The organism is Trichocoleus sp. Lan, from assembly GCF_039961855.1.
In the GTDB taxonomy this organism is placed as follows: domain Bacteria; phylum Cyanobacteriota; class Cyanobacteriia; order Cyanobacteriales; family FACHB-T130; genus FACHB-T130.
The window spans coordinates 93,031-105,142 of the sequence record NZ_JAMPKA010000023.1; the positions used below are offsets into that span (position 1 = coordinate 93,031).

Below are 12,112 nucleotides of genomic sequence, written 5' to 3' on the forward strand. Positions count from 1 at the left end.
TAGACCGCAAAGGCGGTCTAATATCAAGTCCGGCTCATTGACCGTCAAATAATTAGCTTGTTTGCGTCAGGCTATATTTGTGTAGCTTTACCCTGAAGGAAGGGTGTAGCTACACAAATGTAGAGTGCTTCCAGTGTATACGCAACGAAAAAACGCATATTATAAAGCTGATGTGCATTTGGAAATGCACATCAGCTTAGTTATCTTCTGGGGATGGATTAAAGCAGGAATGCTTCCAAATGCGAACCTTTTTTACCGTTGGGGTTTGATAATTTGGCAGGGTATTTTCACGCATAAAATAAATAGAAAAGGTATCAAGCTGCTGTGACCCTTGGTGCTGAGAATTCCAATTTCGGCAAAGATATCGCCCATAGTAAAGACGATATTTGGAATTGTCCTTGCTCCAAAGATTCATCATGTATTTGCGCCAACGCTCGTTTGGATAAGTCGCAGACACAAGACGTGGTTTTTCCCAGCTTACAGGTATGCCATTTTTAAAAACATCTATTTCGGTGCCATTTTTAAGCTGACCTGGAATGACATACCAGCCATCATCTTTAAGTGGATAGGGAGCAAACATACTCCATTTTTGGTCTAATCTCAACACAAGCGTCACCCAATTAACCACGCTTGGCAGCTTAAAGATAGAGGGAGCAATCGTCCTGAGATTCCACAAAGAGACGCAAAGCAATAAGAGGAAGGCGATAATATCTGTTAACAACGAAGAACGCACTTCCAGAGGACGAAACTTTAAAGGAGTCGTGACTTTAGAGGCGGCGCGGCGATTGTTGGCAATGATTTCGTAGGCTTTCGTACCCACAGACAACACAGGACGCCATTCCAACAAGGGAGTCAGAGGTCGAAGTAAGGGTGATAGGTGACAGACGTAGGCGATCGCTTTAAATTTGAAATGTTTGTATCCTTCCCAATCGACCACTACCCAGGAATTGTGCGTTTTCATGTCCGCGAAAATTTCCGGGTCATCCTGAGCTAAAAGCAGTGGCGTTCCTGGCAATACTAAGAAGGTGCGGAGCAGGTATACCGTCTTTTTACAGAAACCACACTCTCCGTCATAGTAGATTTTTAGTCCCTGACGTTGCGGAGTTTGCAGGCGCTGGGAGATCCCATTCCAAAACTCGCTAGGGATGAAAACCAGCCAAGCGATCGCGCTGATAAAGGGAAAAAGACCGAGGGTTAGTCCTAGTCCAAAACCGAGATGTAACAGGATAAATGTCGCCACCGCACACAAGCGGAAAAAGCTGGTACGGATGGGGATGAACAGTAAAAATGGCCCTAATAACTCAATCCCCAGCGTGGTGTAGGTTAAAAAGACGAGCAGTGGCGGCGGAAATCCTAAGAAAAATTGACCGATGGGGGTCGCAAACTGATCGATGCTCAAGGCATAATAAACGGCGCTGCCTTCTTTCCACCAGATCGGATCGGACTTCAGCGCCCATGTAAACCAGTAGACAAAACAGATTTGTAGTGTCAAGGCGACCGTTGCACCGGACAAAATACGCTCTGGCAAAGCTTTTGAGGATGAATTAAGGGCGCTATCCACGGAATAACACGCCCCTAACGGCAAAAACATTGCCCAAAATAGCAACAAGCGAAATTCGATGTCTCCAGCACTGAGTACCATTGGGTTTCGACTATGAAGAGAAACCAAGAGTGCCCAGGATACGATGGTGACAAATCTTGTCCGATAACCGATTAACAGTGCAAAGGCAATAAATCCAGCCAATAAGAATAGAAAACTTTGAAATAAAGCTTGTCCGCTGAATAAATGTACTGACCAGAACCAAGGATTTAAGAATTGTTCAACCAGTGGGGCGCGGGGAAGGATGCCAAAATCAGTGTAGTGAGCTTTGAGATCCTTAGAACGATTAATCAGATCGGTAACGACGAGCAACGCTAGACCGATGCGAAACAACGCGAGCGATCGCAAATCCAACCCAAATAGTTGCTCCAGCTTCCTCTCAAAGCCACTTTTAAATTTTTTCTCCTTGGAGAACATAGAACGTTAGCCCCTTAATTGACAATTCGGTTATAACTAAAATCTCTATAAAAGTCGCCAAAATCGCCATTCATTATCCGAATTACAGTGCCACCGATACAAAGGCACCTTGTTAGCAAAAATTAGGGTTGGAAGTTCAACTAAACTTCCAACCCCCATCGCTTATTGAAACAATGACTAATCAATGAATGGTTTAGTTAGATTTCCGACGGCGCACTACTCTCAGTCCTCCAACCATTAAAGCTAGAGCTGCCACAGTGCCTGGTTCTGGTACCTTTGTTGAACCACCGTTGTCGCCGCCAGTGGTGTCGCCGCCAGTGGTATCGCCGCCAGTGGTATCGCCGCCAGTGGTATCGCCGCCAGTGGTATCGCCGCCAGTGGTATCGCCGCCGGTGGTATCGCCGCCGGTGGTATCGCCGCCGGTGGTATCGCCGCCAGTGGTATCGCCGCCAGTGGTATCGCCGCCAGTGGTATCGCCGCCAGTGGTATCGCCGCCAGTGGTATCGCCGCCAGTGGTATCGCCGCCAGTGGTATCGCCGCCGGTGGTATCGCCGCCGGTGGTGCCGCCGACAATAGTACCACCTAGCAATTTGTCACTCCCAGCGCCAGCATTTACCTGCTGGAAGCGAACTGCCGCCTGAAGGGTGTTATTTTGGAATCCAGCCAGGAATTGGCTTTCAAGTGTGGCAGCAACAAGGTTTGTACCACTTAATAAAAAGCTGACAAACGTATTGCCGCCCTGAGGAAGGGCACCATTAGCATTGCCACCTTCAAAGTTACCGTTATCAGCAACACCAACGCTAAAGTCACCGACTTGATTACTAAAAGGGGTAAAATTAACGTTTTGTAACAGTGTAGGGAAGAAACTGCTGCCTATGTAGGAGTTGCTAACTACGGACAAACCTTCCAGGAGATCGAACGCAACACCTGTCAGTTTAGACTGAGTGGCTCCAGCGCCGAAAATACTTTGACCAGTAGTGTTGGTGATATCCAGCCCAAGCCGAACGTTGTTTCCTTCCTGAATAAAACTGAAGTCTACAAAAGCTGATGCGCCAGTGGCAGGGTTATTAGAAGATTGACTGGTGGAACCAAAAGATATGCCGAAGGCTTGTGCCGAGCTTGGTACTAGAAAAGAGGATGTAATAGCAATGCCAGCTGCTGCTAAAACGGAAGGTAAAAATGAAGTTACTTTCATCGATGAAATCTCCTTGGTTAAGACACAAGATTAAATTGGCGTTTGTAGATAATGCTTTTTCTTTAGCCCTGCATATTTCACGCTCAGCTAATGTACGCAATATATCAGTGGCTCCTCTAAGCCACAATAGATTCTCAGTAGTTTCTCGATATCTTTAAATAAAATGGCAACGCTCTTTATCGCTACTTCATGATTCTACTGATGAAGATCTTACTTAGTTTATTTACCTAGTTAAAACGAAGCAGTTTGTTAGCTTCTAATTTAAAGCAAGGTGTTTATACTGAGGCTTTATAATAAATTTATATAAAAATAGATTAAGTTTATAGTTTCTTAAAATTAAATATCAGGGTTTATACGTAACTTATTGATAGCTTTAAATAAATAGGCATTTTTCTTTATCGTTACTTTACAATCTATGAGGATTCCACGTAAATGATTGATGCTTTTTAAGAAGGCGATCGCTGTTTTTCACTGCGAGATTTAAAGCGTTTTCATCGCTTACGCCATCCTCAAACAGATAGAACACCGCAGACTCGTTTGAGTTCCCACTCATGTTGTGTATTTAAGCCCAGATGATTCTTGCGTAGCCAGTTCTGGCTACTTACAATCGGTTGCCGAGGCAGTTTCTAATACGGTTCACGAAGAAGCTAAAAATTCAAAGCAAAGGTAGGTTGAATTAAGGAGCGAAGCTTAACAAATGCTTCTATGTGTTGGGTTTCGTTCCTCAACCCAACCTACAACTACACGAAGATCGCGCGATCGCTCACACCGATCCGGGTGCTAAAACGATCCCTCAGCTTGCTACAGGGAGTGTCGTCTTGATTCAGCGGCATTGCAGGGGAAGCCGTTATGGAAAAGTAGCATTCCACACTAATTGATTAGCGATTTACCGCTTAATATTGATTCGCAGAGATTTCTACAACAAATGCTGTAAGAGTGCTGGGCACGCGATCGCGTGTCGCCGCCTTGCACTCTACTTCCTTACTCCTTGGCACCATCTACAGGCTTTTAAGCGTTAATCTACAGCCCCAGATGCTTTGAGCGATCGCGCGATCTCTCTGTATCGATTCATTTGGGCGATCGCCAAAGCCGTGTAGCCACCCCGGTTTTTCAAATTCACATCCGCACCAGCTTTCAGCAATACCTGCACGGCATTCGCATGACCCCGCTGAACAGCCCACATTAAAGCAGTTGCACCCGCATCATCTTGAAGATTGATATCCGCTCCCGACGAGAGTAGCCCTTGCATCACCCCCGCGTGCCCCTGCTCAGCTGCCTTGATGAGGGCACATTTCCCGTCGTTGACTCGTGTATTGGGCTTAGATCCACCCTCCAGCAGCACTTTCACCGTGTCAGCGTGTCCCTGCGATGCTGCCACGGTTAACGCTGTCTCACCCAGATTCCCCGCGTTAGAATTCGCGCCCTTTCTTAACAGAGCTTCCACAATCGCCCCCTGACCATGCAATGCTGCCACCATCAAAGCGGTATCGCCCAACTTATTTCGCGACTGGACATCTGCTCCTCGGCTGAGGAGAATTTCTACCACATCAGCATGACCTTCGACAACGGCAAAGTTTAAAGCGGTCTCATCATCTTTATCTTTGGCATTAATATCCGCGCCGCGATCGAGTAGCGCTGTCACAATATCAGTGTTAGCGATCGCTGCCGCAGCCATCAGCGCCGTTGAGCCATCCGAGTTTTGAGCATTCACATCAGCACCGCCCTCGAGCAATGCTCTCACCACATCCGTATGAACTCGATCGATTGCGAGAGTTAAAGGGGTTTCACCTTCTTTATCTTTCGCATTCACATCAGCGCCATTCGCTAACAACCGCTGAATCACTTCTAAACGACCAAACTCAGCAGCTTGTATCAGGGGGCTTCTGCCGTCCTTGGTTTCGGCATTCGCATCTGCCCCTCGCTCTAACAAAACCTGCACCGTCTCAGCGTGTCCGAGTCCAGCAGCGAGAAATAAGGGAGAGACACCATCATTCTCTCTTCTCCCATTCACCTCAGCACCGGCATCTAATAAGGCTTGCACCACCCTAGTTTTGCCCTCCTGCGCCGCCAACATCAAAGCTGTATCCTCAACGTTGTCTTTGACATTGACTTGGGCACCCACATCCAGCAAGATTTGCACCACGTCAACATAACCTTTCAGCGCCGCCACCATCAGCGCTGTGCTGCCATCCTCGTTAGCGGCATTCACATCAGCTTCTTTGGCAGCTAACATTCTAACTACGTCAATCTGATTCGCTGCCGCCGCTATCATCAAAGCCGTCAGACGATATCGTTGTCTAAGTTGATTGACGTTTGCACCAGCGTCCAGTAAAAGTCTGACAATCTCGGTGTAGCCGTTCTGGGCGGCAAACATCAAAGCAGTGGTGCCCTCCCGGTCTGTCGCACTGACATCAGCGCCAGCGGTGATTAGCGCTTTTACCCGCTGAATTTCTCCCCGCTTCGCCGCCCTAATTAAGTCTTGATTTGCACTCACCGCTGTTGCCCGATCCCCTCCGCAGCATTGCCAACTTCACCTCAAATTATACTTTTGAGAGGAGGGTGTCGCTTAACCCCCAAGCTTGGAGAGGACAAAGGCAACGAGGAAGCCAACAACGGTGATTAGTCCAGCAAAATCATGGGCTTGCTCGAAAGCTTCTGGAATCATGGTGTCTGATATCATTGCCAGAATTGCGCCGGCTGCCACGGCGATAGTTGCGGCGATAATTTCTTCAGAGAAGTGACTGAAGATGACATCGCCCAAAAGCGCGGCGATACCGGAAAGAATCGCGATCGCTGCCCACACGCCAAAGATATAGCAAGCTGAACGACCTGCTTTCTTCATGCTAGCGGCGCTGGAGAGTCCTTCGGGAAGATTCGAGAGAAAAACGGCTGCTACCGTCACCCAGCTAACAACTCCTCCTTGAATCATGCTGACGCCAATCGCAATTGATTCCGGAATGCCATCAAGCAGGGCACCGATAGCGATCGCTAAACCGCTCCCACTCGCCTCCTATAAGAGATTTTTGTTGGTTGCCAGAGCGCTTGCGATGCTTGGCACCCTGATAATTCAGATACCAGTTTGCTCCTGTGTAGACAGCAGCACCGCTTACGAAACCAATTGCTGTTGAATCGAAGCCACCCCGCTGATAAGCCTCATCCATTAGCTCAAAAGATAGCGTCGAAATTAGCACCCCGGCACCGAAAGCCATCACGGCTGCGATCGCTCGTGGGGAAATTTGCACAAAATATCCCAACCCGGCTCCCAATAGCAGCGCCGATCCCCCCACCAAACCCCAGAAACCTGCCTGTAACCAGACTGGCAACATCAGACGCCCTCCCTAGCAAATCCCAGCCCTGCAATGTTCAGCAGACTTTCTACTACTCAATCATCAGAGGTTATGGTGCAGTCATGACGACTACCCAAAGGTAGACAGCCATTATGATAAGTTTTATAAAGTTCCTTAATGAGCCGAATCTTATGAGCTTGGAAATCCCCGTATCGATTAAACCCTGGCTTAATTTTATTCACCCCGCCTTGATGTGGGTGCTACTGGGCACATCCCTCTATGCCCTATATCTGGGGATTCTAGTTCGACGCACTCGCAGTGCTGAAGGGGACGCCAAAAAAGAGCTAATCAAAGGCAGGTTTAACGTCCGGCATTACCAAGTTGGTTCATTGCTGTTGGCGTTGATGGTGATAGGCACGCTTATCGGCATGGGCGTTACCTATATCAACAATGGAAAACTCTTTTTCGGGCCTCACCTGCTGGCAGGTTTAGGCATGACGGGGATGATTGCAGTTTCTGCTGCACTCTCTCCGTATATGCAAAAGGGGCACGATTGGGCACGTTACAGCCACATTTTTTTAAATATTGTTCTTCTGGGGCTGTTTGGCTGGCAAGCTGTGAGCGGTGTAGAAATTTTGCAGAGAATCATCAGCAAGATGTAGCCTTTGGGAGGATGCTAATGGCTAATTGCTATTAGCCATTAGCCATTAGGGATTTAGCCATTAGCCCTTTTCTTGGCTTTTTTAGGCACGGGCAAGCCCAGACTGGTATGAAAGTCTTCCTGGACTTTGGGGGTGAGAGACTTAGAAACTTGTCGCACAATTTGAGCCAAGAGGCGATCGCCCGTATTTTGAATCACAGACTTAGGCAACTTGTGAATAAACTTGGGAAACTGAATATAAACGGACAAGTCCAGATGCCACTCAACATAGGTGATCGCAGATACCTGATGTGGGGCGAATCTATCTGCCGGTACTTCCACTAATGTCATCGCCGACTCATAGTCAACGTCATAGCCTGGAGTCACGTAATTCGGAACGGGTACTGTCCGAACTCGATAAACACCTTGATCCCGTGGCAACAGTTCTAAGCCAATTTTTGGCTCCACCTCATAACCAAATGCACCAAAACGCCCGATTACCAAAGCGTAACCATTCTCTCCTAGGGGTTCTACTTGCATGGGGTGAGCGCAGCGGCAGAACCAACCGTGGTGAGTATCTAGATACTTAGCAACCGTTTCGGCATCGGCATACATCTCCATGCAGCTCTCAAAGTGAGTATGAAATCGAGTCGTTTCATTTGTACTCGCGGCTTCTAGGGCTGCGTTGTCGGCATCCATGAGACTGGATACTGGATTCAACATTCCTGAGTTAACCTCAAACGGTACCTCAAACGGTTGACGATCGTAGAATTGCGACTGCATCACCTGCTCTCCTGCGCTGGTTGCCGTTTTTCTATATACAGGATTCCCACAATGGGCTGAATTGTTTCCATAAATTCTAATTCTTCAACAAAAGACGACAACGCCTTTGAGTTTCTACAATTAAAAAGTTAGAGTTTACTGCCAACCAAAAAAAATTCTCTGTCCACTCAGCATAGCTTGCGATTCTAAAGACTGGACACGGGTAATTTACGGAGAAATTAATGAAAGCATTTGTAGCAGGGGCAACGGGGGAGACAGGTCGTCGGATTGTACAAGAGCTAGTGCAGCGGAATATACCTGTTCGAGCGTTGGTTCGAGACATCGAAAAAGCTAGACAGATTCTACCAGATGCCGCTGAATTGGTAGTTGGCGATGTTTTACAGCCAGAAAGCCTCTCTTCTGCCCTAGGTGATAGTACGGTTCTACTGTGCGCCACAGGTGCTAGCCCCGGCTTTGACCCGACTGGACCCTACAAGGTGGACTACGAAGGCACTAAAAATCTAGTGGATGCCGCCAAGGTAAAGGGAATCGAGCATTTTGTGCTGGTTTCTTCAATTGGAGCTTCTCAATTTTTGCATCCGCTGAATGTGTTCTGGCTGATTCTGGTGTGGAAGAAGCAAGCAGAGGAATATATTCAGAAAAGCGGGTTGACGTACACAATTGTGCGACCTGGAGGTCTTAAAAACGAAGAGAACTCAGAGCCAATCGCTATGTACAAGGCTGACACTCTGTCTTTAAGTGGCAGCATTCCCCGTACTAAGGTCGCGAAGGTGTGTGTAGAAGCGCTATTTCAACCATCGGCTCGCAATAAAATTGTTGAAGTCATTACCAAGGCAGAGGCTCCGGAAAAAAGCTGGGAGCAGATGTTTGCCAGTGTGGCCTGATTATGTTCTCAGCCATCGGGCGTTTTCTCGCCGGTATGTTTTCAGCGATCGGGAGTTTTCTCATCGGAATGCTGAGCATGACGGCGGTGCTGTGCTTGTTGCTTTATTTGAAGGACTGGGAGGAGCTACGCGATCGCGGCTTCTCCTACGGAAACTCGTCGGTGGCTCCACTGAACGGAAACGGTACCGCTCCCTTGGCAATGCAAGGGGGCGATCCTTATATCCGTGCCTTGATGCGGACAATTTCTGCTAGTGAAGCAAATGTTGCCCAGCCTTATCGGGTCATCTATGGCGGTCAGTATGTCCAAGACCTCAGCCAGCATCCCCAGATGTGCATCCCGATTGGTGTTGGCCCTAATACGGGAAAATGTTCTACTGCTGCTGGTCGCTATCAGATGCTCAACACGACGTGGCTTGAGAAGGCTCAGCGCTATCACCCGCAGCCTTCAGAATTTATGTTTTGGCACTCTTATAGCTTTGAGCCACAATTTCAGGACGCTGTAGTTTATGCGTGGCTGAGTGACCGGAAAGCCTGGAAAGTAGACATTTCCAAGTTGCTGCGTCAAGGGAAACTAAAAAAGGTGTTGCGGCTGCTATCTGGCACTTGGACAAGTCTGGGCTATGGGATAGAAACCAACTCTATGAGTGGGAAGTTGCCAGAAATTTATGAGCAAATGCTAAAAGAAGAGCTACAAACTTATGGATAAAAAACCGACGCGAGTGCGGGTTTCCAAATTTAATCTAGTTCAGTGAACTTTAGTATCCATCACACTCTTCAGCTTGCTCTAAGATATCTTTCCCCTCATTGTTTGTAACGTAGACTTCCTAGAAATTCATCCGAATCAGCAACGTTTTGCGGTTAGAAGAGGCAACACCTCCTTCTGGAGCTGACGTGTTGAAAAAAATCGGCATAGCCATTACCACCAGCCCAATTAGAAAAATATGAGCGATTAAGTCAAAGGTTGTGAAACCTTTGCTTGTACTTTTTTTGAAACCGGGTAGTAAGCACAAAGCTGGGCGGTGGAGATTCATGGCGGACTCCAAAGGAGGTGAGGTCGAACAATCTATTACTATAGATAGTTGAATTCATAGACTGTTCCCACCGTTTTTTTAAGGGACTTTTGAGGAATGCGATCGCCTTTCTCCGTAGAAACCCTTGCTTTTGCTCCTTTTTTTCCGGACGTTGTTAAGTTTTTAAGAAAAAAACTTAACAACGTTTGCCAAAGCAGTGATAATTTTCTTAAGCTTAAAAGCTCCTTAAGAGCTTGATGTCAGAGAAAAACCAAGTATTGATTAGCCAACATAAGTTTAAGCGCCTATAAAGCTATTTTTCATAGATTTCTAAAGGTAATCCGTCTGGATCGCTAAAGAATGTAAACCGCTTGCCAGTCATCTCATCAAGTCTAATATCTTCTACCTGCACTCCTTGGTTTTTTAAATAGTAAACAGCTTCATCTATATTTTTGACAGCAAACGCTAAATGCCTCAATCCGCAAGCTTCAGGGTGACTTAATCTTTGAGGAGGATTAGGAAATGAAAAAAGCTCAATTTGATCGCCGCGACCAACTCTCAAATCTAATTTGTAAGAATTTCTTTCTTCTCTAAAGGTTTCTTGGATAATTGAGAATCCTAAAACCTCTACATAAAACTTTTTAGATTTTTCATAGTTAGAGCAAATAATCGCGGCATGATGAATTCCTATTGTTTCCATAAAATGAAATTCCGCACAACGGCAACCAATAAACTACATTTCTGATAATACTTTACTTCGGAAAAGTCAAATTAATAATTTAAACTAATTAAAGGTGGAAGTTACCGTATTTTTTATAATATAAAATTGGTTTAAATAGCTATCATTTAGAATCTCGCCCCAGCCTCCTACCTAAAAGCGGAGGCGGGGTATTTATCATTTTGTTTGTAACATATAAATTTCTTAGCTTTCCTTTTTAAGCCCGATTGAGCGAGCGTTAAGGCAGCGCCTCAAAACCCAAATGGTATTTAGGGTAAGCATTACCTTAACAAATATTATTGAATTGATACAGGTTTAGCTAAAAACTGGCTAACTTTGTCAAAAAATACTCTTGGATTTTCTACATGAATATTATGCCCACAATTACTAATTAAATTAACCTTAGCTGCTTTACACAGTTTCGCCATTTCTGAGTTAATGATTCTAAACTTGTTATCATATTCACCCACTAGCAAAAGCATAGGGTTTTGGTTTTGTTTGAGCGCTTCCCATAAAGAAGGTTGGCATCCAGTACTCAAATTACTTAGGGACTTAGCCAATTCAAAGGGATTATTTTGTAGCCGAGACTCTATTATCTGCTCAAATTTCGGATGTTTTTTGAGAGAAACAAAAAGCGGCTGATGATACCAATTTGTTAAAAATTCTGAAAAATCAATCGTTACTAATTCCTGCGATAATTCTAGATCCCGCTGGAGTCGCTTCCATCGTTCCTCTTCGGTCTTCAACCCAGGAGATGCCGATTCCAAGACAACTTTAGGAAAACGTTCGGGGAAATGAAGGGTCAAATATAAAGCCAATCGTCCACCCATCGAATAGCCAACCAAAAAACATTTTTCAATGCTTAACTGTTCTAGCAGGTTGAGCAAAGCCTGGGCAGTATTTGCCATTTCATAGCACTCGTCTCCACCCATAACCTTAGTTTGTCCATGACCTGGAAGGTCAACAGCAAGACAACAAAATTGGTCAGACAAAAATGAGATAACTTGATTAAATTCGTTGCAGTCACCCATAAAGCCATGTAAAAACAGGATTATCGGTTTATCTGCGCTACCGCTCAAAGAATAGTGAAATTGATAATCAAACGTCATCCTCTACAACTGTTTACTCAAATCTGATTTGCTTAATCGTAATGCACGTCAGGATAGCGATCGCATCCTCTGTCACCAACACTATCAGTTGCGATCGCTATCCTGACTGGAGCTGCAAGCAATGCAGTAGAATTTATGCTGCTCTATTCGTTGGCAATTCCGACTCCGGAATTAGGAAGGTTTTGCTATCCCTGTGTACAGAGGCAATCGAACCAGGTTAACCGTGCGATCGCTTCCTCCAACTTCCCCAACATAGTGCCATCACTAAAAACATTAATATATTTTATTCTTTCTTACTTAAACATTAAATTGTCTTATTGTTTTTATTGGGAATTATGCTACGTTTCTAAAGTATCCCTCTTCTGTCACTTTCCGAGTATTCTGAATAAAAGGATTAAAAGAAAAAACTCTGGAAGGTAAGTAGGGCAATGGATGTAGAATTACAAATTCTGAAACATTTAGCAAGAG

Annotated in this window: 11 protein-coding genes and 1 pseudogene; 4 read left to right on the top strand and 8 right to left on the bottom strand. The window is 45.7% G+C overall.

What is annotated here, in order from left to right:
- Window positions 1–196: 196 nt before the first annotated feature.
- The gene (locus tag NDA03_RS20065) at window positions 197–2,017 is read right to left on the bottom strand and encodes an HTTM domain-containing protein (RefSeq protein WP_348238944.1); all 1,821 of its coding nucleotides are present in this window, start codon (window positions 2,015–2,017) and stop codon (window positions 197–199) included.
- A gap of 193 nt (window positions 2,018–2,210) precedes the next feature.
- On the bottom strand, window positions 2,211–3,212 hold the full coding sequence (locus NDA03_RS20070; RefSeq protein ID WP_348238945.1) for a PEP-CTERM sorting domain-containing protein: 1,002 nt from the start codon (window positions 3,210–3,212) through the stop codon (window positions 2,211–2,213).
- Between the two features lie 707 nt (window positions 3,213–3,919).
- On the opposite strand from NDA03_RS20070, the gene NDA03_RS20075 reads away from it, so the two are divergent.
- Window positions 3,920–4,090, top strand: a complete 171-nt coding sequence (locus tag NDA03_RS20075; RefSeq protein ID WP_348232069.1) for a hypothetical protein — start codon at window positions 3,920–3,922, stop codon at window positions 4,088–4,090.
- Window positions 4,091–4,227: 137 nt separating this feature from the next.
- Here the strand turns inward: NDA03_RS20075 and NDA03_RS20080 are convergent, their stop codons facing one another.
- On the bottom strand, window positions 4,228–5,706 hold the full coding sequence (locus tag NDA03_RS20080; RefSeq protein ID WP_348238946.1) for an ankyrin repeat domain-containing protein: 1,479 nt from the start codon (window positions 5,704–5,706) through the stop codon (window positions 4,228–4,230).
- A 72-nt stretch (window positions 5,707–5,778) separates the two neighbouring features.
- A pseudogene (locus tag NDA03_RS20085) lies at window positions 5,779–6,538 on the bottom strand (ZIP family zinc transporter).
- A 152-nt stretch (window positions 6,539–6,690) separates the two neighbouring features.
- Here NDA03_RS20085 and NDA03_RS20090 point away from each other — a divergent pair.
- Window positions 6,691–7,161, top strand: a complete 471-nt coding sequence (locus NDA03_RS20090; RefSeq protein WP_190438099.1) for a DUF4079 domain-containing protein — start codon at window positions 6,691–6,693, stop codon at window positions 7,159–7,161.
- Between the two features lie 53 nt (window positions 7,162–7,214).
- Here the strand turns inward: NDA03_RS20090 and NDA03_RS20095 are convergent, their stop codons facing one another.
- Window positions 7,215–7,838 (bottom strand): DUF1997 domain-containing protein, encoded by a 624-nt coding sequence (locus NDA03_RS20095; protein WP_348238955.1) that lies wholly within the window; start codon window positions 7,836–7,838, stop codon window positions 7,215–7,217.
- 305 nt (window positions 7,839–8,143) lie between these two features.
- Here NDA03_RS20095 and NDA03_RS20100 point away from each other — a divergent pair, with 305 nt between their 5' ends.
- Both NDA03_RS20100 and NDA03_RS20105 read left to right on the top strand, forming a co-directional pair.
- Window positions 8,144–8,806, top strand: a complete 663-nt coding sequence (locus NDA03_RS20100; RefSeq protein ID WP_348238947.1) for an NAD(P)H-binding protein — start codon at window positions 8,144–8,146, stop codon at window positions 8,804–8,806.
- A gap of 2 nt (window positions 8,807–8,808) precedes the next feature.
- The gene (locus NDA03_RS20105) at window positions 8,809–9,513 is read left to right on the top strand and encodes a glycoside hydrolase family protein (RefSeq protein ID WP_348238948.1); all 705 of its coding nucleotides are present in this window, start codon (window positions 8,809–8,811) and stop codon (window positions 9,511–9,513) included.
- A 118-nt stretch (window positions 9,514–9,631) separates the two neighbouring features.
- Here NDA03_RS20105 and NDA03_RS20110 read toward each other — a convergent pair whose 3' ends face one another.
- The 3 genes from NDA03_RS20110 to menH form a co-directional block, all read right to left on the bottom strand.
- A complete protein-coding gene (locus NDA03_RS20110; protein WP_190413967.1) occupies window positions 9,632–9,838 on the bottom strand; it encodes a hypothetical protein in 207 nt (68 codons plus the stop codon).
- A 292-nt stretch (window positions 9,839–10,130) separates the two neighbouring features.
- Window positions 10,131–10,517: a VOC family protein gene (locus NDA03_RS20115; RefSeq protein WP_190413965.1), complete on the bottom strand. Its 387-nt coding sequence runs from the start codon at window positions 10,515–10,517 to the stop codon at window positions 10,131–10,133.
- A 314-nt stretch (window positions 10,518–10,831) separates the two neighbouring features.
- Window positions 10,832–11,644, bottom strand: coding sequence for a 2-succinyl-6-hydroxy-2,4-cyclohexadiene-1-carboxylate synthase (menH, locus tag NDA03_RS20120; RefSeq protein ID WP_190430316.1), 813 nt, complete (start codon window positions 11,642–11,644; stop codon window positions 10,832–10,834).
- Between the last annotated feature and the right edge of the window lie 468 nt (window positions 11,645–12,112).

Excerpts from the sequence above, each read along its gene's own strand:
- NDA03_RS20065 (WP_348238944.1), bottom strand. The coding sequence starts at position 2,017 with ATGTTCTCCAAGGAGAAAAAATTTAAAAGTGGCTTTGAGAGGAAGCTG.
- NDA03_RS20070 (WP_348238945.1), bottom strand. The coding sequence starts at position 3,212 with ATGAAAGTAACTTCATTTTTACCTTCCGTTTTAGCAGCAGCTGGCATT.
- NDA03_RS20090 (WP_190438099.1), top strand. The coding sequence starts at position 6,691 with ATGAGCTTGGAAATCCCCGTATCGATTAAACCCTGGCTTAATTTTATT.
- NDA03_RS20095 (WP_348238955.1), bottom strand. The coding sequence starts at position 7,838 with ATGGATGCCGACAACGCAGCCCTAGAAGCCGCGAGTACAAATGAAACG.
- NDA03_RS20100 (WP_348238947.1), top strand. The coding sequence starts at position 8,144 with ATGAAAGCATTTGTAGCAGGGGCAACGGGGGAGACAGGTCGTCGGATT.
- NDA03_RS20105 (WP_348238948.1), top strand. The coding sequence starts at position 8,809 with ATGTTCTCAGCCATCGGGCGTTTTCTCGCCGGTATGTTTTCAGCGATC.
- NDA03_RS20110 (WP_190413967.1), bottom strand. The coding sequence starts at position 9,838 with ATGAATCTCCACCGCCCAGCTTTGTGCTTACTACCCGGTTTCAAAAAA.
- NDA03_RS20115 (WP_190413965.1), bottom strand. The coding sequence starts at position 10,517 with ATGGAAACAATAGGAATTCATCATGCCGCGATTATTTGCTCTAACTAT.
- menH (WP_190430316.1), bottom strand. The coding sequence starts at position 11,644 with ATGACGTTTGATTATCAATTTCACTATTCTTTGAGCGGTAGCGCAGAT.